The 21,555-nt window shown below is 44.7% G+C and carries 20 protein-coding genes; 5 read left to right on the plus strand and 15 right to left on the minus strand.

All coding sequences use genetic code 11. The features are described 5' to 3' along the window. Both IFU39_RS06220 and IFU39_RS06225 read right to left on the minus strand, forming a co-directional pair. Positions 1-741, minus strand: coding sequence for a LytR/AlgR family response regulator transcription factor (locus IFU39_RS06220; RefSeq protein WP_149846631.1), 741 nt, complete (start codon positions 739-741; stop codon positions 1-3). A gap of 196 nt (positions 742-937) precedes the next feature. Further along, complete coding sequence (locus IFU39_RS06225; protein WP_244660882.1) at positions 938-1,702, minus strand: YheC/YheD family protein; 765 nt, start codon at positions 1,700-1,702, stop codon at positions 938-940. A 202-nt stretch (positions 1,703-1,904) separates the two neighbouring features. Between IFU39_RS06225 and IFU39_RS06230 the strand changes: the two genes are divergently transcribed. Both IFU39_RS06230 and IFU39_RS06235 read left to right on the plus strand, forming a co-directional pair. Further along, complete coding sequence (locus tag IFU39_RS06230) at positions 1,905-2,714, plus strand: DUF6492 family protein (RefSeq protein ID WP_149846629.1); 810 nt, start codon at positions 1,905-1,907, stop codon at positions 2,712-2,714. A 17-nt stretch (positions 2,715-2,731) separates the two neighbouring features. Then, entirely contained in the window at positions 2,732-4,105 is a 1,374-nt protein-coding gene (locus IFU39_RS06235) for a sugar phosphate nucleotidyltransferase (RefSeq protein ID WP_192131687.1), read from the plus strand. Positions 4,106-4,210: 105 nt separating this feature from the next. Here IFU39_RS06235 and IFU39_RS06240 read toward each other — a convergent pair whose 3' ends face one another. The 5 genes from IFU39_RS06240 to IFU39_RS06260 form a co-directional block, all read right to left on the minus strand. Further along, entirely contained in the window at positions 4,211-7,030 is a 2,820-nt protein-coding gene (locus IFU39_RS06240; protein WP_192131689.1) for a glycoside hydrolase family 2 TIM barrel-domain containing protein, read from the minus strand. A gap of 188 nt (positions 7,031-7,218) precedes the next feature. Next, complete coding sequence (locus IFU39_RS06245) at positions 7,219-8,013, minus strand: SDR family NAD(P)-dependent oxidoreductase (protein ID WP_192131691.1); 795 nt, start codon at positions 8,011-8,013, stop codon at positions 7,219-7,221. Positions 8,014-8,143: 130 nt separating this feature from the next. Next, positions 8,144-9,142 carry a helix-turn-helix domain-containing protein gene (locus IFU39_RS06250; RefSeq protein ID WP_192131693.1) on the minus strand — a complete coding sequence of 333 codons (999 nt, stop codon included), beginning with the start codon at positions 9,140-9,142 and terminating at the stop codon, positions 8,144-8,146. A 206-nt stretch (positions 9,143-9,348) separates the two neighbouring features. Beyond that, positions 9,349-9,921 (minus strand): esterase/lipase family protein, encoded by a 573-nt coding sequence (locus IFU39_RS06255; RefSeq protein ID WP_244660919.1) that lies wholly within the window; start codon positions 9,919-9,921, stop codon positions 9,349-9,351. Positions 9,922-10,107: 186 nt separating this feature from the next. Further along, positions 10,108-10,416, minus strand: coding sequence for a hypothetical protein (locus IFU39_RS06260; RefSeq protein ID WP_149846916.1), 309 nt, complete (start codon positions 10,414-10,416; stop codon positions 10,108-10,110). A gap of 162 nt (positions 10,417-10,578) precedes the next feature. On the opposite strand from IFU39_RS06260, the gene IFU39_RS06265 reads away from it, so the two are divergent. Together IFU39_RS06265 and IFU39_RS06270 are read left to right on the plus strand one after the other, a co-directional pair. Continuing rightward, positions 10,579-11,814: a GAF domain-containing hybrid sensor histidine kinase/response regulator gene (locus IFU39_RS06265; RefSeq protein ID WP_192131695.1), complete on the plus strand. Its 1,236-nt coding sequence runs from the start codon at positions 10,579-10,581 to the stop codon at positions 11,812-11,814. A 42-nt stretch (positions 11,815-11,856) separates the two neighbouring features. Then, positions 11,857-12,282, plus strand: coding sequence for a hypothetical protein (locus IFU39_RS06270; protein ID WP_091016453.1), 426 nt, complete (start codon positions 11,857-11,859; stop codon positions 12,280-12,282). An 85-nt stretch (positions 12,283-12,367) separates the two neighbouring features. Here the strand turns inward: IFU39_RS06270 and IFU39_RS06275 are convergent, their stop codons facing one another. Then, on the minus strand, positions 12,368-13,600 hold the full coding sequence (locus tag IFU39_RS06275) for a sialidase family protein (RefSeq protein WP_179198526.1): 1,233 nt from the start codon (positions 13,598-13,600) through the stop codon (positions 12,368-12,370). Positions 13,601-13,618: 18 nt separating this feature from the next. Beyond that, the gene (locus IFU39_RS06280) at positions 13,619-13,987 is read right to left on the minus strand and encodes a hypothetical protein (protein WP_091016454.1); all 369 of its coding nucleotides are present in this window, start codon (positions 13,985-13,987) and stop codon (positions 13,619-13,621) included. Positions 13,988-14,168: 181 nt separating this feature from the next. On the opposite strand from IFU39_RS06280, the gene IFU39_RS06285 reads away from it, so the two are divergent. Further along, positions 14,169-15,443 (plus strand): stalk domain-containing protein, encoded by a 1,275-nt coding sequence (locus IFU39_RS06285; RefSeq protein ID WP_192131697.1) that lies wholly within the window; start codon positions 14,169-14,171, stop codon positions 15,441-15,443. Between the two features lie 88 nt (positions 15,444-15,531). On the opposite strand, the gene IFU39_RS06290 is transcribed toward IFU39_RS06285, so the two are convergent. The 6 genes from IFU39_RS06290 to IFU39_RS06315 form a co-directional block, all read right to left on the minus strand. After that, complete coding sequence (locus tag IFU39_RS06290; RefSeq protein WP_192131699.1) at positions 15,532-15,810, minus strand: hypothetical protein; 279 nt, start codon at positions 15,808-15,810, stop codon at positions 15,532-15,534. Beyond that, positions 15,794-16,945, minus strand: a complete 1,152-nt coding sequence (locus IFU39_RS06295) for a Ger(x)C family spore germination protein (RefSeq protein WP_206759548.1) — start codon at positions 16,943-16,945, stop codon at positions 15,794-15,796. The genes IFU39_RS06290 and IFU39_RS06295 overlap by 17 nt, the downstream gene beginning before the upstream one ends. Positions 16,946-16,987: 42 nt before the next feature. Beyond that, positions 16,988-18,103, minus strand: coding sequence for a GerAB/ArcD/ProY family transporter (locus IFU39_RS06300; protein ID WP_192131703.1), 1,116 nt, complete (start codon positions 18,101-18,103; stop codon positions 16,988-16,990). A 40-nt stretch (positions 18,104-18,143) separates the two neighbouring features. Next, positions 18,144-19,553 carry a spore germination protein gene (locus IFU39_RS06305; protein WP_091016462.1) on the minus strand — a complete coding sequence of 470 codons (1,410 nt, stop codon included), beginning with the start codon at positions 19,551-19,553 and terminating at the stop codon, positions 18,144-18,146. A 201-nt stretch (positions 19,554-19,754) separates the two neighbouring features. Further along, complete coding sequence (locus IFU39_RS06310; RefSeq protein WP_192131705.1) at positions 19,755-20,636, minus strand: carbohydrate ABC transporter permease; 882 nt, start codon at positions 20,634-20,636, stop codon at positions 19,755-19,757. 14 nt (positions 20,637-20,650) lie between these two features. Further along, positions 20,651-21,541 (minus strand): carbohydrate ABC transporter permease, encoded by an 891-nt coding sequence (locus IFU39_RS06315; protein ID WP_091016465.1) that lies wholly within the window; start codon positions 21,539-21,541, stop codon positions 20,651-20,653. Positions 21,542-21,555: the final 14 nt, after the last annotated feature.

Consider the following 21,555-nt stretch of genomic DNA (forward strand, 5'->3'; position numbering starts at 1 on the left):
TCATTGAATCCTCATGATCATGTATTTGGTATACGCATCCTTGACTTCTTTGACCTTGGATCGGCCTATGGGCAGTTCCGTTCCATTCAACATAACGACTTGGGTACCGGAAAACTTCTGAACATGCATCAGGTTGATGATAATCGAGCGATGAATCTGCAAGAAACCATGATCTTTCAAACCGCTAGCGTAGTTGGATAAAATGCCTTTGGTCTCATGTACATTTTCCTGTGTCACAAAATTCAACTTGTTCTTGATTGTTAAACTTTTGACGACCTCAATCCAGAGAATATCATCATATTTCAGCAACAGTTCATCATAGTCTGATTTGATTAATACATACTTTTTGTCCAATGCCTGAAAATATTGACACAGCTTAATCATCTTTTCATCGAAAACTTGCGGCTGGATTGGCTTGATCAGATATTGAAAGGTGATGACATCAAAGCTCTCCACCATATATTCCGGATAACTGGTCAGAAACATAATCTGTACATCCAGAAACTTCATGTTCCTGATCTCTTTAGCGGTCTGAATCCCGTTCATTCCGCCCATCTCCACATCCAAAATGAGAATATTGAATGTGTCCCCAACCTCTCTGTAGTGTGAGAGCAGTTGTTCACCAGATGTGAATAGGCTAATTTGAAAATCAAAATTGGTTTTTAGAGATAAGGAGACCAGCATCGTTTTCACACGTTCTCGTTGCTGCTCCTCATCATCACAGATTGCAATATTGAACATGGGGACATCCGCCTTTCATCGACATCGACTCTGAATTTCACTCTCGAATATACTATTTTAGCATAGGTTTCGGAGTCGAATTGGGATGAAATGCATTATTCCGACCCTAAAACGCAGATCAACAAAAAAAGTCGCCACATTGGCGACTCTTGAGCTTGAAACCTTCTCCAGCCATTCCTATGAAAAGTCCGGTCTGTTATTTTGTTTTTTTGGGCACAGCATGGCGGTAATATCGTATGACCTTGCGATACATCGTCTTGTCCTTTAATTGATTGAATATATATGGGTCAGGTTTGACATTCACTTCAATAATCCAGGGTTTCAGACTGTGGTCAAGGCCGATATCCACGCCGATTTGCTTTAGATACGGGTACTTTTTTTTCATATGACGAGCTATGCGCAGGCTAAGCTCATTCATCTCCTGAACCAGTTCATTCCTGCGTTTTGTGGATGCATGTGATTGTAGCAGCTTGTGAATATCCATCGGTGTACCACCACTATGATAATTGGTTACGATTTTCTTTGGATGACCCAGTCGGCCGATGATTCCGGTAGCTTCCCAATGTTTGGTCGGGCTTAGCTGTATCATGACTCGGATGTCAAAACGTCTGTTATTGTGCTTAAGAAGATGGATTCCTCTCTGAATCAGATAACTTCTTTTATTCACCAAGCGAGTCAGACTGTTATAAAACGATTCAAAGCTGTCAAACGTCAGACGTTTTTGCTCTATCTGATAGACAAAATGTTGATGACTTTCCATCTCGGCCTTAATAACACCCATCCCGAAAGTGCCTCTCTCGGGTTTGACATAGACCATTCCATATTTGCTGATCATGGATTTCAGATTCGTTTTGTTATATTTCTGTGTGTCGGGGATAAACGGTTTAATTAATTCATTATTAATGATTAATTTTGTTTTTAACCACTTACTTCTTAACGGCTGCAATTTATCAACTCCCATGTCGTAAACTCTCCCTTCAGCAACCGCATCATAGCCCGCTGTTTGATCAAGATCCTGCAAGCATTATATGTAATACCGATAAAGGAACCCTCAACAAAAGCCCCTATTCGTAAAAATGTATATTTGCACATGCCCTGACCAAAACACTTTTGCACACATACCATATAATGAGTCATCACGATTTGTGCAAGGAGTTGAGAAGATGTCCGTCCAGCCTGGAATCCGGTTGAATAATGCACCTAAGATTGATGTTCTTATACCAGCGATCGAGAAAGATTTGGCTACCCTTCCCCTCGTCATCGATAACATCCGTCGTTATGTAAAACATCCCATCGGAAGCATATATATTGTTTCTCCGGTCAGCACCAAAATCAGAAAACTTTGTTCCCTTAAAAACTGCATTTTTGTTAATGAGCGATCCGTCCTGCCTATAACCAAAAACGAGATACACTACCAGTCCTCCCGATGGAATCGGTCAGGCTGGTTATATCAGCAGCTGCTCAAAATGAACGGAGATTCCATTGTGAAGGCAAAGTACTTTCTAGTCATGGATGCAGATACCGTACTGATTAAACCTCATTCATTTCTTGTAGAAGGAAAAACAGTCTTTTACTGCCGTGACTGGAGCCAACCGGAATATTTCAATACCTACCGCAAGTTGTTAGGCATGAAAGCTCCGCGTCCCCGCTCTTTTGTCACCCATTATATGCTGTTCGACAAATCGAAACTCGCTGCCTTAAAACAAAAAATTGAAGCTGTTCATAAGCAGCCATGGTATAAAGCGATCATCTCCAATATCAATAAGAAGAAACAGTTTGGTTTCTCCGAGTATGAAACGTATGCCAATTTTATGTATACGAAGAACCCAGGCGGCATGATCCTTAGAAGTTCCAAGAATAAAAGTCTGAATGTGAACGCTTCTTCGTTAAAAGAGCAACAAATCCGCAATCTCGCTCTTAAATATCGTTCTCTTTCCTTTCATAAACGGAAAATCTATAGTAAAGCTCCCTGAGCTTAAGGAGGAAGCCCATGCATATCGTACTGCTGTGCGGCGGCTCTGGCAAAAGGCTCTGGCCTTTATCCAATGAGCTTCGCTCCAAGCTGTTCATAGATATACTTCCATCACCCGCTGGAGGTAGGGAATCCATGATCAGCAGAGTATGCCGCCAGCTTGACAGTTCATCCCTAACGGATTCAACACTCATTATTTCACATCAGGATCAGGCTAATATTACGGCACGACATACTCAAGGCAAAATACCAGTCATTGGGGAACCTTATAAACGAGGCACTTTTACTGCGGCGGCTTTAGCGACGTTATATCTGCAATCCTTCCGAATGGCCAAGGATGACGATGTGATCTGTATCGCGCCAGCTGATGTGTTCGCAGGTGAAGATTTTTTCAGCAACTTCCAATTACTGCCGGACATATTGAAACATTCTCAAGCCGATATCGCTTTAATTGGGACAAGGCCTACACATGCTTCAGAACAGTATGGATACATCCTGCCGGGTGGAGAAGAACGTAATGCTTATGCGCCCATAACACAATTTATAGAAAAACCCGAAGCCACCATTGCTGAAACTCTGCTACAACGTGGGGCACTGTGGAACTGTGGTGTGTACGCATTCACCGTCGCGTTTATGATATCCCATATTAAAAAAATGGGGCTTCCGGTTCATTATGATCAATTGTCGTCCCTGTATGAAGCGTTGCCTGAACGCAGTTTTGACAAGCATGTTGCAGAAAAGGCGCAGCGGGCCGTAGTCCTGCCTTATAAGGGAGTATGGCAGGATATCGGAAGCTGGGATACGCTGTGCGCACAGTTAGATACCCATGTAATCGGACACGGTGGAATCTCGGGTTCTTCCTCCGATTCCTATATTATTAACGAACTTCCCTACCCCATCCAAGTCATTGGCGTGCCAGGTATTATCGCTGCCGCAAGTCCGGATGGCATTCTCATTGCCAACAAAAATAATTCAAATGAAATTAAAGCGCAATTGGGTAACTTGCCATTAAAACCGATGTATGGTGAAGCAACCTGGGGCAGTTATCGTGTCATTGAGAGTTCGTTAGACGATGAGAATACAACTGTAACCACATTAAACATAACGGTTCTACCAGGCAAACATATCGGGTTGAACTGGCATAGAACTGGGTGTAGAGCATGGACCGTGCTTGCAGGCAGTGGGCAAGTGCTTGTCAACGGAAAGGTCATGCAAGTGAATATGGGCACTCAGTTCGCGATTACCAAGGAGAGTCTCTTTTCTATTCTGGCTGAAATCAGGATGGTGATCCTTGAGGTCCGGATCGGAGTAACAGAAGATAAAGACAACATACTTTTTGAAGAAGAAGATTGGAATGTAATCCTAAAAAGTGCAGGTTCATCTAGCGCTTAACGGAGAATGAACCGATTCAATCTGCATGTCTTATAGCCCCTTCCATTTGCGGAAGGGGCTATAAAACATAATTAAGGGAAACCTGACACTTCTTCTCCCTATATCTTAGTTAAACAACTTGCGAAGTTCCTCTACTTCCAGACGTGCAACGGGCTGGTAAGCGGAACTTTGTACATAACGCTGGAAGCTGTATAACAACTGTCTGCCCTCCAATGTAGTCATCAGACGCTCCAGATTCAGCGCTCCCATCAGCACTCTCCCCTTCCGGACCCGACACTCCATCAACAGGCCGAGCTTGTGGTTTCGCTCAAAATTATCAATGGTCTGCACGATCGGATTCAAGTCTTTATCCAACTCATCCAAGATGATCGATGACGACTCGGACACGATGCTCCACCACGGATAAGTTGAGTGCTCCTCTGTGACAAAATGGTCGAAGGCCGGATGATCCTGTTGAATTAACAAGCCCATTGTGCCCACAGGAACTTCTCTTTTCATATTCTCCGAGATGGATCGGAACATAGGGTAAGACCAGAAATCGGTGCTATAGAAACCTTGAATCGCGTGTTGAAGCTGATTGGGATTCGGGAAAAGTAAAATATCCTCGCCCTGCTCAAGCAGCGCCAACGCCTGTTCCGAGAGTTCGGTAAATAGATTGAAACCGCTCAGGTCCACTTCCTCCTGACGCGGGTAGATCCACAGGTCGTAAGACTTACGGATATCCGTACCCGGAATGGACAGTCTAAGCTCCACTTTGGTCATATTGGAGACTTCAGGAATGCGAATGCTGAGATCCGCGACATTCACATAATGTTCTCCATGGGTCGCTGGCAGGTCTGTTTTCCCTTCCAATAGGACGCTTCCTTCGATCTGCTCGCTTTGAATTTCCCACTTCAATTGAAGTCCATCCAATGCTTGTCTCCGGAAGTAACTTAGTTCAATGCGTGCTTCGAACAATTCACCCGCTTGATAATTATATTTGGGGAATCTCGCGAGCAGCACAGCGTCGGAACAAAACGTTCTCCACTCCTCAGGTGTAATCATGCCTTTGGAATCCATGAATGCGTCCAGTACACCCACCAGCGCTGTTCCCTGACCACTGAAATCCTGAAGATCCAGCAGCTGGAACCCGGCTAGTTGCTGCGAACGAAAGGCAGCTTCCAGTTCTTCCTTGTAACATGCTACCGCGAGTTTACCAGAGGCTCTGAAGTATGCTTCCGCCAGATGTCCCAACCCTCTGGCATTCAGACGCTCTCGAAACACTTCGAAATTCTTGGCTTTGAGAGAACCCGTATACTTGTTGATCTCCTCGAAATTAGGAAACGTGGCGTACTGTCCTATTTCATGCGAGATGATTGGTACGTGTGAGACAAGTTGGTCACTTCCAGCTTCGGCCTGCACTGTTTTGGAACCTGTCCCATACTGAATCTGAATCTCTTTGTCCCCAGTCTGACCAGAAGAGTCAGCATCGCTGCCTTGCTCAGGTACAATGTTTGAATCGTAATCTTTCAATGTATTTGGCAGGTCGGTCTGCACGTGACCGAGCGGAGCATCACACATCGCATATGAACCTCTGAACAGGCGCTCTTTGGAGAAACGAACCCCGCAGAAGAATTCACTTTCCTCCAGAATGTCCGGCACAAACTGAAAGTTATTCGAACCTTCGGTGTATAGATGACGATGATCATATGCTTTGTATGCCTTCAGGATCGAATTCAATCTGTCCTTGCTTCCCCATAGTTCATTCCCCATGGACATCATGACAAACGAAGGATGATTACCAAAAGCACGCAGCATCGCAAATCCTTCGCTAATCAAGTAATCCTGCTCGGCTTGATTATGCCCATCTGAAGATTCATCCGTAATGGTTCCCCAGAACGGAAGCTCAGGCTCCATGTAGATGCCGAGCAGATCCGCTGCAATAAAAGCAGCCTCCGGAGGACAACAGGTATGGAAACGGTAGTGATTGATACCGTAGGACTTGGAGATAGCGAGAATACGAACCCATTCATCCACATCTGTTGGCGCGTATCCCGTGAGCGGAAAGATCAGCCCGTCATGTTTGCCTCGAAGAAACGTTTTGCGACCATTAATGGTGAATTTGTCTCCAGCAGCCCGGAATTCCCGTAATCCCGTCCATACTTCGGTGGAATCCAGCACTTCGCCGTCCTGATCTTGCAGATGAATATGAAGTTGGTACAGGTTAGGTTCATCATCACTCCATAACATCGCATCTTCGCCAATCTTGTACGTCAGCTGGATTTCCTGCGAATCCGGGGCGAAAATCTGTTCCTCGGTCGTATACACCGGATCTGCACTGACTGCAACAGCCGAAACCACGATTCGTACTTCTTGCAGGTCACCAACAAGTGCTGCCTTGATCTCGAAAGATCGAGTCGCAAGATCGGGATAGACCTGAACATTATCCAGGAAAACACGCTCAAAAAATTGAAGTTCCAATTTCCCGGTGATGCCGTTCCAATTCGTCTGCGTGTCTTCGGATGTAAGGTGACCACCTTTGGTTGGATAATTGGTATTGTCCACTCGAATGGTAATTGTATGAGTCCCCGCGGTTAGCCCTGCCTCAATCTCGTAACGGTGAGGTGTGTTCAGACTGTTTTGTGTTCCGCATTCCACCCCATCGATCCAAACTGTGGTTACTCGTGTTCGTTCCAGATGCAAGAAGCAACATTTGCCAGCCAAGTGTTCGGGAATTTCAATCTCGCGTGAAAACCAGGCATAACCCTCAAATAAGTACTCATCCGTCAGCGCACCGATTAACACATTCTCGTTTTTCTTGCCCTTGGCCGCATGAGATGTAGTATTTGGCAATGTAATAATGTCTGAGAATTTCAGACCACGTTCCACCTTATGTTCATCGAGTTGGAGTTTCCAAACGCCTTCCAGATTTATTGCAGCTATCATGATAGTGTCCCCTTTTAGATTCATATAATCAATAAAAGTAATCGCTTCCAATGAACAGAAATCGTTTTCGATAAATCATACCTGTATTATAAACTCGATTGACGCCCCTCGCATAGATCATTTACAAATAAAAAAGTCGCCAATGCTGGCGACATCTTATGGATACATATCCTGTATCCTGAACAATTTTAAAATATGGTGGGAACGATGCCCCCGTCCATCCGGATGGGAGAACCTCTGAAGGCTGAAGCATATGGGCTGCATACAAATGCAGCGAGTCTGCCTATTTCACTTGGCTTGATGAATCGCTGTAATTCGGACTGTGGCAGATTACTCTTCATAAAGTCTTTCTCTTTTTCTTCAAAAGTCAGTGCCTCATTAGGGTATATGCCCTCAATGATTTCTTGTACGTTTTCGGACAGTGTCGGACCTGGCAGGATCGTATTGATGGTAACCTCGGTCCCTGCTGTCAGTTTGGACAAACTTTTAGATAATGACAGCAGCATTGACTTGGTCATGCAATACTGGGGCATCTGGCCTGAAGGCATAAGGGCTTCTTCACTTGCGATGAAAATAATACGCCCGTCATTGTTCTTCACCATTTTAGGTAAATAAAATTGAGACAAGCCATTGGCAGCCAACACATTGGTACGGAAATATTTCTCCCACACTTCATCATTTATGTCTTCATAACTCATGATTTCATATATACCCATGCTATTGATTAATATATCGACCTCAGGAAATTTCTCGAATAAAGCTTGGCGTTGCGCCAGACCCACAAGATCAGCGGTAGCCTTTTGCGGAGAGGTCTCCGGAAAAGTGGACTTGATTTCACGAACTGTTCGTTCTACCTCTTCATCATTACGTCCATTAATCAGAACATGAACACCTTCTCGAGCGAGTTCTATAGCAATCGCTTTGCCGATCCCTTTTGTTGATCCTGTAACTAAGGCTGTTTTCTCTTTTAGTCCCATATCCATCCTGCATTTCTCCTTCTTGATTACAACTATCCGGCAGCTGTTTCTTGAACATTGCGAACAGCTTCATTCACTGGATAGATATAATATTACGCAGTCTGAAGGGCTCAGTAACTAGCATCTTGCGACAAAGTTAATGCCTGACACGCCAATTCGAAGGAGTATCTCCTTCCCAGGTCCGGAACGCACGATAGAACGAATTCTGGTCTTCATATCCAACCAGGAATGCTACCTCTTTGATATCGAGCGAAGGATCTGCCAGGTACTCCCGGGCCTGCTCACGTCTGGCTTCGGTTAATAATTGCTTGAAGTTTGTGTTCTCTTCCGTCAGTCGCCGTTGCAAGGTACGTTCACTCATACAAAGCTCTTTGGCGACCGTCTGGATGTCAGGGCGCTTTCCTGTGAGGTTACGTTTCAAGATCCATTTGACCACTTCAGTAACGGAACGACTGTTCTTCTGTTCGTCCAGCGACCGATCCAGAGCCGGGGTCAGGATCTCCAGTAACTCCTCGTTATACGAGAGAAATGGAAGATTCAGATCTTTTCGCTCTAGCGTCAGCCGATTATGGTTAGAATTTGTATCGACTCGACAGCCGAAGTAAGCTTCAAGGGTATATACGTTGCCCATCGGTTGGGTGAACTCGACCCTTTTGGCCATCAAAGGCTGGCCTGTACCCCTCCGTCCAAGTTCAAGCAAAAATGCCAGTGTAATACCGACCAATAATGGCGGACCTGTTAGCTCCTTATGTAACCATTCGAGTTCAATGATACATTCCTCCCCTGCTTCGGTAATCTGCAGACTCTCGGGAGGACACATTTGCTTGTAACGGACCATTCGATTCAACGCATCACGATAATCACGAGCATGGTACATCGCCAGCACAGGCGGAGGATACTTGGATATCTCATATCCGGTTGCAAGTTTGATGATGCCCTCAGCGGTGTCCCCAATGAGATCAGAGTAGGCCTGCCAGATTGCAAAGTACTGAGATTGGGTCACTACAGGTTTATTTATTGTCTCAAGAGATAATTGTGCTGTGCGAGCGATGTCTTCTGCACCAATCCCTATTTGATGTAATCCAGCCCAAAAGCCTGGGTGAACTTTAATTCGATCATTCGGTTGAGATTGCATGTATCCAGACTCCTTTAACTTTGTTCCATTTTTCATTCTGATTTCTAATTATAGAACGAATGTTGCTATTTTTAAATCTTACCTCAGTGAGCCATTTCCGGGTAATACGAAAACACGACTAACCATGAATGGTCCGTCGTGTTCAAGTCAATCATTCAGTATATTATGAAAAAATATACATTTGTTTGCCATTTTTATAATGTTAGCTACTCATTCAACGCAGTTTTGATCAGGGCATTCACCCGTGAGTTAAACAGCAGACCGATATGGGATACGAGGGAAACCGAAACATTGTTTGCCCCGTTCAACCGGGAAAGTACTGGGGACACAATCGTGTCACTGGTTGAATAGATCGAAGTCACCTTTATTCCACTCGGAGCTGTCGTTGTGGTCAATCGATTAGCCCCGCCAAGGGTAATCAACTTATCCACTTTGGAAGCGCCTCCACGGTTAAGTATGTAATAGAGACTATTAGCTCCACCCATGCTATGAGCTATAATATTGACTTTTGTATGACCCGTTTCGCGCAGAACATCATCTACGAATCGACTAATTGCTGCGGAGTTCAACAGCTGGTTTCCTTGTTTGCTAGGAAGGTCAATCGCGAATAATTCCTCTCTTGTCCACCCTTGGCTACGCAAATAACTCTCAATTGCTGTAAAATTGCTATCTGAACCAGTCAATCCATGCACCAATACAATGGGTGTACGTGCCGTAGCTGCAGATGCCTTTGAACTCGATCCTATTCCAGTTATTGATAAGGCAAGGATCATACTCATGAATGCAACAAGTATTAATTTGGTCTTTTTCACTTCATTCACTCTCCTGTAAAATGTTTTATATTCCATATATTACAATCTGACATATGGAATATAAATGAACCTTTAGTCTCATTTTTACAGGAATGTCTAAAGTATACTACAACTAACATGATTACATTTTTATCAAACCTAGTTCTCTACTTCTTATCCTTCAACGATGTCTGCACGTAGATCCGTTGCAATCTCAATCATTTTGGGTACAATAGCTTCGTTAGAAATAGCTACATACAGATCTCCCATGTACAAACGAAAAGCAATCTGTGTTCCCTCAAGATCCCACATAAAAAAATCCCCATCGATGGACATGGTGCTCTCTGCTCCAACAATGTGAAGAACCGATGAATAGGTGAATTCGGGCTTGGACTCGAAGTAGAGTTTGCATTCTTCCAGGGAGATGGATTGTTCCGCATTGCTTTCTTGTACGGACCGGGTAATTCGAAAACGCTGATTCATTGAAATGCCTCCACCACTTAATATATTTTTCATGTTCTACAGCATTATATTTTCTCATTTCCATCTTCCACTGTCAAAACCATACATGCTCTATTCTTCGAATTCATATATACTTAATACAGTGCACAACGAATTTCTACAATCAGGAGGAGTCAAATCAATATGTTGAAAACAGAATTCATTGATGTGCTATCTATAGTCTCACATAAATTATATGATTCGGCTGCTAATGTTATGGACACGGCAAGCAGGTTAATTCCTGCAAATACGTTTTGTATCGCTCAGTTGGATCATCTATCCACCAAAGTTCTGAACGTATATAATCGTGACAAACTAATTTTAGGTGAGGGACTTGTCGTTGAAAACGCCGAGTCATATTGTGCACTTGTGACTGAACATACCCAAGGTCCATTGGTAATTAATAATAATCTGACTCATCCGTTAACCAAACATATGGACGCTACAGAATTCGTAGGTGGTTGTTCATTTGTAGGCGTACCTATACATAATGAGAACGGAGAAATTTATGGCTCCCTCTGTTCGTTTGATCAGGATTTCTATTCCTATCAACAAAAGGACGTGGATCTGCTTCTCTCCTTGTCTTCATTCTTCACAGGTCTTCTTGAGATGGAAACGACACTGCAACAGTTAAAACATGCGGAAGAAACCGCTGCAAAAGTACTGGAAGAGAAGAAAAATCTCTTAGCCGTCCTTAGCCACGAAATTCGTACCCCGATGAATGGTGTTCTTGCAATGGCAAATCTATTGCAATCTACCAAGCTGAATGAGGATCAATCGTTATATGTTAATGTCATAGAGTCTAGTGGAACCAGTCTGTTATCCATGATGGATCAAATTCTCGACTATTCCAAAGCAGAAGCGGGTGCGATCTCTCTGGAGATTAACCCCTACAGTGTCATTAAAACCGTCGACCATGTACTCCAGTTGTTCTCATCTGAAGCACAGAAAAAAGGTGTCCGATTATACGCAGAATACGATATAAATGATCATTTGATGCTTATAGGCGATCAGCAAAAAGTCCGTCAGATCCTAATCAATCTTGTTGGCAATGCGTTGAAATTCACGGAGCAAGGTGAAGTATGCATCTCTACGCAAGTATCTGCTGATCCAGAAGGTACACTCCATGCATCTTACGAGATAATAGATACGGGCATCGGCATCCCCCAGGATCGCCAAGATCTATTGTTCAAATCCTATTCGCAGATTCACGGCAACTCCGGAAAGTATGGTGGAGCGGGGCTAGGCCTATCCATCTGTAAACAACTTGCTGAATTGATGGGTGGGATTGTATGGCTTAAAGAAACAAGTCACTTGGGCAGTCGGTTTGCCTTTAATATTTCCAGCGCGTCACCAACGCCCATGCCAATTTCTGAATAAGGAATATATTATTCTATCTGAAATAGATAGGAGGTATATACGTTGACACAATTTCTGGATGCAAGATCATCGCAAAATGCTGCGTTGTTTAATTCCATTTCTATACCGATTCCAGTAATTAATACGCCTCAACTATTTGCACAGATTGGTCTGCAAACGGCTGGAGCCGGAGCCAATCCACGAGTTTCATTAAAAGGAACCATTACGGTGCGACTACCGCTTGCACTCTTTCAAGTTAGAATTACTATTGTTAGAGGCACCGTTGCTACGGATCCGATTGTGTACTCTGCTAACTTCACGTATGGGCTAAGCGGTCTCCTTAACCCCGAAGTTATTGTTTTCTCTGCCAACGACTACAATCCACCGATTCAGCCACAAATAACGTACACTGCTTTTATCAGTACTAACCTGCTCGGAACGGTGAGGGTGGGCCCAGAAAGTTTCGATGGATTTATCGTTTCGGATTAGAATGCATGTGTCCACCTGTTCCCCCATACTCTTAGCCTGTATCAACATGGACTAATTGGTATGGGGGTGTTTTATTTCTGTCGAATTAGTTCCCAAAATAAATATCTAGTTTGCCGGTAGGCGGTGTTGTAGCCATCCAGACGGCTGCCAGATTATCCGGACTAACCGTAGCTGCCGTTATGTAATCTCCGATCAGAATCGTAGGCATCGGTGAGTTACCATTGGGATTGAACGATGTGGTTGTAATTCGACGGTTGGTGAAACTCGCCCCGCCATCGAACGATTCTGCCACAAAAACATCCAGAAGGAACCCGTCAATTCGGTTGCTGTAATAAATAACCCTGATCGTCCCGGCAAACGGAGATACGGTTATGGAAGGAAAGAAGTTCTGCGTGCCTGGAGGGGCGCCTGTAATACTGATCGGGTCTGACCATAGGAGTCCATCCGGAGATTCGCAGAGTAACACATCGGTATAGCCAGCTCGTGCATCATTCCATACGGCATATACGGTTCCACTGTTAGGTCCAACGGAAATATCTGCTCCCAGACTTAGATTGGTCTGTACCCGAAAAGCGTAATTCGGTACAGGTAACGGCGAAGGTGCTGGCACAACGGATGATATAAACGTTGCCTGTCGCTCGATTGGGGGCTGATAAGTAATTCCTCCATCGTATGAAATACGCAAAAGCGCAGAGGGACTGGCAGGCCCCGTTATGATATACCCTGCATAAACTTCACCCGAGAATCCAACAGCCAGCGCTGCCCGGTCATGAATTCCTCGCGGATTCGACTGTCGGTCAGGTGGCTCCCAGGTTAGCCCCTGCGAGACCGACCGTTGTGTAAATATGGCGGAAGAAGTCGTGGCAAGTGGTGTATACCCGACATATGCATTGCCTCGATATGGGCTACCCGGAGAACGGTCTACAGCAATGTAAGGCTCATCATTATGAACAATGGTACCGAAACCCGCCTGCACGATAACCGGTGGCTGCCACGTTAACCCATCGTCAAATGAGGTGTAACTTGCAATCGTCCCATCATTAATCCCGTTAAACAAGTGCACGGTAACGATAAAGGTATTGGGAAACGTATAATCTATTGTGGGTGCCTCTGCTCCTGCATATCCTGCTGGTTGAGGAAGTATCGTTGTAGACCAGGTACTCCCTCCATCAATGGAACGATAGAATCCAGTCAATGTCGGTCCGGTACTGGTATCTACGGCAACCACGCACATGATATTGGGGGTCAGCGTGTTAACTGCGATTGAAGGTTCGAATTGGCTGCCTGCTAATGCTCCAGTAATATTCACAACTGCCATCTGCTCACCTCTCTTCCTTTAAGGGATATTTGTGAATCGGTCAATTAATGTCATCTCGGATTGGAGCACACGCTGGATGATCTGACCTGTAGAATCAACACCATATACATGAATGATAGTGCTTGTGGCGCTAAAATAATCACTTTGCACCTCGAAAAAAGCGGCGTTGATAAGTGGATAGATTACGGTTCTAGTCGCTTGGGGCAATAATTCAAACAGATCATGACCAATCGCAATACGTGCAGTTTGAGTAGTATCCCACCTGAAAACCTCAAGCTCAATATTAACGGGAGCATTAAGAGAATCGTTAATGCAAGTCACGATAAGCTGCGTGGACTGAGTTGCACCGGTGGTCGGATTGTATATAAAACCCGTAGAGTTTGGCAAAAAGCACACTCCTTCCGCAATATATAGTAAAGTATATTACGATTCTTGCCGCCAATATGACTAAACTTCGACTCTTATATTGGAACGATATGAAAATTTTGTTATGCTACATATGTTAGATTACTAGATTACTTTTAAAGCAAGAATCTACTATTATGTACCAAGTTGGAGGAAACAGACCATGTTCATTAAGCGTGTAGGAAAAATTGCTGCGGTTACAGTGATTACTCTCTCTGTCCTTGGAAACACCCCAAATATCGGTGGAGCCTATGCTGCTCCGGCCATTACCGTTCAACTGGACGATGTCCCCTTAACGTTTGACGCAGCTCCACGCATGGATAAGGGTGTCACTTATGTTCCGTTTCGGACGGTTGGAGAGGCTCTGGGTATCGATATAACGTGGAACAGCAAAACGCAGACTGTAAAAGCAACGAATGCTGTAAAAGGTCAAACCACCGAGGTAGTATTAACGGTAGGCAGCACTACAGCAACCGTAAACGGAAAGAACGTAAAACTTCCTGCGCCACCAGTTCAGCGGGAGGGACGCGTGCTCATTCCATTAAGTTCATTCAGTAACCAATTCGGTGTACAAGTAAGCTGGAATCAGGCAACCAAGACAGTCTCCCTCGTCTCCCCACAACGCGAGATGCACCTGAGAGCCTTCTATGCATTGCAATCCTTTCAAGAAAAGGATCTCATTACTTCCATGAATTCCGTAACCTTTGGCTGGAGCCGCATTGATCGTGAGGGTCAGTTCACGCTCCAAGGGGATGAATACCGTCTCCCTGCTGCTGCTGGTGATATTACACCGCAGTCCATCGTTGCTGATGCAGCAGATCAGCGTATCCAACCGCAACTAATGGTATATGCATTGGACGGAAACGGCGAACTGACCAAAGTGTTGAGTGACACCAACCTGCGTCAGAAATCGATTGAAGGCATAACTGCTGCTGTCACAGAGCATGGTTTTGGCGGAGTTGTTCTGGATTTTGAAGGACTGGGCTTTAAACTGGATGCGGTAGAACAACAAAAGCTGCTCAATGCTTACGTGAAACAATTAAAAAGTTCCTTGCCGCAGGACAAAGCTTTATCTCTGGCGGTACCGCCGCTAAATAGCGCTTATAAAGGTTATGATTACAAGACACTTGCCTCTATTGCAGATGATCTTATTATTATGGCCTATCAGTATAATCCTGTTGGCACCAAATCTCAGGTACCTGAGCCAAATAGTCTTGTAGATCAGGCGATTCAATTAGCCATACAGGCCGGTGTCCCGAAGAGCAAGCTTCTGCTCGGGATCAGTCTAAGCAGTGAAACGCCCTCCTCTGTAGATGATAAGCTCGGTCTTGCCAAACGTTATGACCTCAAAGGAGCCGCGTTCTGGCGTCTGGGTCTGTTCCGTTCCTACAACACAAAGATGGAAGATGCCGTGAACGCTTCTGTGATCAAAGAATAGACCTCTTTAAGTGGATGTAGCTCACTTACAGTAAAAGAAGGACCACACTCTGGTGCTCAGAGACGTGGTCCTTCTTTTACCTATCATCTTACTTCATAAATTGATCCACACTTCCAAATATAAGCTCCACAAACTGGGTAGGACCAGGCAAACGGGGCTGAAAGAGAAGAATGATCCCAATTACTGCCGCCACAGCAGTAAATCCCGCGCTCAATATTCTGGCTCGCTTTTCTTTGCTGCTCTTCCACTCTCCATACACTATCGCAGTCGCCAGCATCAATATTCCAAGGATTGAGCCTAGTTTCATGCAATCACCTCTCTTCTCAGGCTTGTAACCGGAGCCGTTCTGTTCAACTTTCGTCCTCATCAGGTATCCCCTGTGGTCCTGTTGATTTTCCGGTACGTACTACATGTGCATCCACTTTGACTTCCACGTCCATATCAGGATAGATGGTTTCCCAGTTCTTCTCCTGCTTCTTCCATTGATTCGGATAATATCTGCGGAATTCAACTGCGAATTTGAAGAAATCGGAGCGCAGCTCTTTCTGGGACATGTCTAAAGCATCATGAGCCAAAGATGTGAGCTTAGCCGACCATTCCTTTTCCAGTTTAGTTAATACAGCGGGATCAGTCAGATTGGCATCCGTCGTATTTAACACCACTTCTCCCCTGGTTTGGATGTCGACCTTCATACTCCACTGTTTGTTTACAATTCGCGGTTTCAAGGAAGTTTTATTTTCAATGAGTCTTATCGAGAAAGAACCCTCTAACGGCTCAAACTCAACAGGCATGATAATGCTGTTCAGTTCTTTTGCAAGTAGTAATACACCTACGCTTAGTGGTTCTTTGACCGTCTTGACATAGCGGTCCTTCTTATACAAGCTCAGACCTTTCACATATGGGGTGGTTGTCAGTTTATCCTGATCAGGCTCCGGGGGTAAGATTAACATGCGAGACAAAATGGCGGAACTGCTCGGACCTTCAATAGATTTAGCCAGTTCAAGCGCAGTAACACGTGTACCTAACTTCAGATTGGCCATCTCACGCAACGATTCAGCAGAACTTCGCTCCAGTGGATCAAGTAACGCAAGGATATCTTTCGCAGCCTTATCGCTGGAAAAGACATATGCATGCTCCCTGAACTGAGGGTAACGCAGGAAAAAATCGATGTACTCGCGGATACCGCGTTTGCCGGCTTGCTCACTAATGATTATGACTTCGCAGTGGCCCCAGAACATATTCCGGGGAACTTTACGTTGTAACCGATTCAATGCCTCGGCAATTGTGCGTCCTTCCGCTGTTCGAATCATTGTAACCCCGCTTGGACTCCCTCCACTCCCACTGCTATCTCCTGCACTCGCCTTTCGCGGAATGAAAATCTGTGAAGTCAATTGTACTTTGCCATCTTCATAATCTATCCCTGTAGCCAGCACGATAGCCAAATCGTTAATCTCGATGCGATCCCAGCATCCACTTAAAAGCACACAACACAATATTGGCATTAGTAGTACTCTATATAATCGCAAGTGCTCCTCCCCCATCAATCAGGTGTTCGCTCGATTCTTCCGAAAATGTGTCCACCCTTTCTTCAGCCAGGCGACACCGTAGATCATAGCCGGAAGGATTAATAAGATGCTGATCGTATACAAGTTAGCTGAAGCGCTAACCAAACTGGAAATACCGGATCCACCGGACACAACCCAGTAAGCAAATACTATGCACAGGAACGAAAGTGGACCAACCACAGGTTTGTAGTCTCGCAAACCAAACCATTCCGCGGTTGATGTAGCAAAGATATATAGAAAAACGGAAATTTTAACGAAGATACCGAAAATCCAGATAGCAATAATAAGGGATTCGATATGTTGCAGAAAGTCCGCAATGGTTATGTATCTAGCTGCGATCATGACCGGAAATACAAATGTATCCGTCAAATCACCAATTAAAAACAGGCAAAACAGATTGGTAACTGTCATTGCAGTTGTTGTAAACACAAGGGAACCCAGCATGACCCGGGTTATTCGTTTTTTTTCATTCACATAAGGTAGCAGAAAAGCCAACACGATATATTCACTAAACCATGCAGCAGGTGCAGCAGCCCCCGTAATAATGGGAATTGGACCCTTCTCCATAAAAGGAAACAGCTCGGCAGGATTCAGTTCACCAATCAATAATATAAAGATCAAAGCCAGTAGCACGATCAGCAGGGTAACAAACACCTGAGAGGTTCGTCCGACAACTTCGATCCCGAGTCTGACATTAATCGCACATACAACAACCATCGTACCCATCACAACAAACAAAGGTGTACGCGGAAGTGCATTATTGACAATGAATTCACCGTATTCCCGAATAATCAAGCCGGTCAGGTGGGGCAAGAAAGCGATATATATCAGGCCGAATAACTTGCCCGGAATCCGACCAATAATCAATACACTGGATTGGATGAGCGTTTTTCCAGGGTACAGACGATCAAGTCCAACGGAAATACCAATAGCAGCCAATCCAACGATAGAACCTATAATTGGAGTCATCCACATGTCATGACCTGCATAGTGCATTGTAATTCCAGGAACAGACAAGATGGCTGTTGCGAGAATGGCAGGAAAGATCATGAATGCCAATTGAGTCTCTGATATTTTTCCTTTGTCCGTTAACATGTGTAATCCCGCTCCCTTGATTGCTTGAGTATGAATTGTTCTAGTCCGGTTTGTTCCTTGGTGCTGGACGCCACCATACATCCTTGAGTTCCTTGCTCATCGTAGGGGCTACTGGTGACAGATAAGGTGTTCCGAATGAACGAAGACTGCTCAGATGAATGACAACCAGGATGACTCCCAACATGACACCTGTGAGTCCCAGCGTTCCAGCCAGAAACATCATAGGAAAACGCAGTAATCGGGTCGCGATGCTGGCAGCGTAGCGAGGAATCATGAAAGAAGCGATACCGGTTATCGCAACAATGATGATCATGGGGGCTGACACAATTCCGGCACTCGTCGCCGCTTGCCCAATAATTAAGGCTCCCACAATACTGACCGCTGATCCGACCTGCTTTGGCAAACGGACGCCAGCCTCCCGCAGTGCTTCAAAGGCGATTTCCATAATGAGCGCTTCCACCAATGCAGGAAAAGGGATCTCTTCTCTCGCCCGTGCAATACTGAGAAGTAATACGGTAGGAATCATCTCCTGATGAAACGTCGTAATCGCAACATAAGCCGATGGAAGCAGCATGGATAACACAAAAAAAATGTATCGCAGCCAGCGTACAAAAACACTCATAAACACATTTTGATAATAATCTTCGGGGGATTGTAACATGGAAAAGATGGTCACTGGCGCGATAAGGGTGAAAGGCGTTCCGTCCACAAGAATAGCAAACCGACCTTCCAGCAAGTTGGAAGCGACAACATCCGGACGCTCCGTCGCAATCATCTGTGGAAATGGGGAGTATCGCTGATCAACAATGCCTTCTTCAATGTACTGACTCTCCAGTACGTCTCGAAGCTTTAAATCTGAAAGTCGTTTTTTCACTTCCTTTACCAGTTTGGGGTCAATAATCCCCTCCATGTATACAAGTGAAATACTGGTGTTTGTACGATCTCCCATGTTACGTGTATGAATCTTCAATGCAGGTGTCTTGAGACGTTTGCGCAGAAGAGACATATTCATGGTCAACGATTCTGTGAATCCATCTCGTGCACCGCGCACGGTCGATTCAGCTAACGGTTCCTCGGTTGAACGATTTTCAGCTTTGTATAGAGGGTATGTAGTTCCAGTCATTGAACCTTCCAGCAGTAACAAAGCTTCCCCTTCTAATATCGCCTGCACCGCCTGAGTGGTTGTATCAACACTTTTAACAGAAGCCAGAGGAACCTGCGCAGCTTCAATCCCCATCTCCTGAAGAGGCGTTAGTACCTGTCTCTCCAGCCGTTCTGTATCGCATAAACCAACACAATATACGCATAGCGCTGAAGTATGGCATGCGGTTTGAAATGTATGAAACACAACATCCGAGCAACCTGCAAAAACAGAGCTTAACATTTCTTGATCAACAGCAAGATGTCCGGTTAACGGCAGGTTCTGTTGTGTTATCAGTGATGTGTCCATACCGCCCTCCCCTTTCTGTGCATGCTGCGTCCAGATATTCTCAGTTAAAGGTATCCTTTACTTATAGGTTGGGATATATACGCAAAATAGTGAATAGCAAAAAGAGCCGCCCTCTTGAGCGACCCTGATGATATAGAATGCTGTTCATGCCTATGAATACGGATATGTTGCTCTTTGCTATACCCTATTTTCTAGTTATCACTATCCTTTTACAGCACCCAAAGCAACACTTCCGATAATCTGTTTGGAAAACACAGAGAATACAACAATAATAGGCAGGATTGAGATTGCTACGCCCAAATACAAGAGCCCATAATCCATACCATAGTAACCCTGCACTAACGCAACCAGTACTGGAAGCGGATATTTATCCAGAGAGAAAAACAGAACAAGCGGTGTTAAAAAATTATTCCATGACCCAATAAACGTGAATATGCCAAGAGCTGAGATTGCCGGCCCCAGAATAGGCAATACAATCTGATTGAACGTCCGGAACTCACCGGCACTGTCCACCCGTGCAGATTCAATAATCTCATCCGGGATACTGCTCTCCATGAACTGTTTGATAAAGAATACATTAAACGCGTTAGCCGCCGCAGGCAAAATAATCGCGGCATAACTGTCTAGAAGCCCCAACATACTGAATAGGCGATATACCCCAATCAGGGCCAGTTGACCCGGCACCATCATGGTCGCTAACAGAAACAGAAACAACCAGTTCCGCCCTTTGAATTTGAATTTGGCAAAACCGTATGCGGTCAAAGCACCAATATAGAGAGATAACACGGTTGATGATCCAGCAATGAAAATACTGTTGGCAAACCCACGCCAAATGTTAATTTTGGATACCATGTTCATATAATTATCCACTAAAAACGATCCGGGAAGAAAGGTGAATGTTGAAGCAATCGTTGCATTGTTATGTGTTGAATAGATGAGCATCAGATAAAATGGAATAATGCACAGCACGGCAAGACCTATCAATAACAGATAGATGGTAATCTTGCCTGCCGTCAGTCGCCTTGTGGTGGCATATTGCTGAATCGCTGCATTTGGTTGTTCAACTGATTTTGCAGTTTGCATAAGAACTCCCCTCCCTATGAACGGCTCTTCCGCTTGGTCATGATGAAGGATGCAACGGACAACAGTATGATAATAATAAACAGACAAAATGCGATTGCAGCGCCGTAACCAAAACGAGTGCTCTGAAATGCGACATTATAGAGATACATAATGCTTGTCATAGCTGCCCTGTCAGGACCACCATTGCCATTGGTTAATGTAAATGGCTGATCAAAAATCTGAATGCCACCAATTATGGATGTGATCATCTGAAACAGAATAATGGGACGGAGCATTGGCACGATGATATGAATGAAAATATGTTTCTTTTTCGCTCCATCCATCTGGGCTGCCTCCAGTAGCGACGGATCTATCCCCTGAAGACCTGCGAGGTAGATGACCATGGAATAGCCAAAGTATTGGAAAAAGAGAATCGAAGACACAATCAGCCGCATAAACCACGGATCATTTTTCCAGTTAATTGGATCTTGTATGATTCCGGTTTGCACCAAAAAATGATTCAGTCCCCCGGATTGCCAGTCAAAAATCAGGCTGACAAGCAACCCAAGGGATGCAGCCGTTACGATATTCGGAAAAAAGTATACGGCCCTGAAAAAGTCCCGTCCTTTGAGCAGCTTATCATTCAAAATAAAGGCCAACACCAGGGAGATCGTCAGCTGCGGAACGACAGATACGCCCCAGATGAATAACGTATTAAACAAGGTTTTGTAGAACAACGGGTCTTGTAGTACGGCCACGTAGTTACCGATCCCTACAAAGTCAGGCGTCGTGATGCCATCAAAGTTGGTGAAACTGATATAAAGCGAATATAAAATGGGATAAAGCCCAAAAATGGTGAAAATAATAAAGAACGGAGCAATGAAGTAGTAGCCGTAATGGTCCTTGCGAATCGTTTTGGCAAACATGTTCTATCCCCCCA

It is taken from the genome of Paenibacillus sp. CFBP 13594, assembly GCF_014842675.1.
Classification (GTDB): Bacteria; Bacillota; Bacilli; order Paenibacillales; family Paenibacillaceae; genus Paenibacillus; species Paenibacillus amylolyticus_B.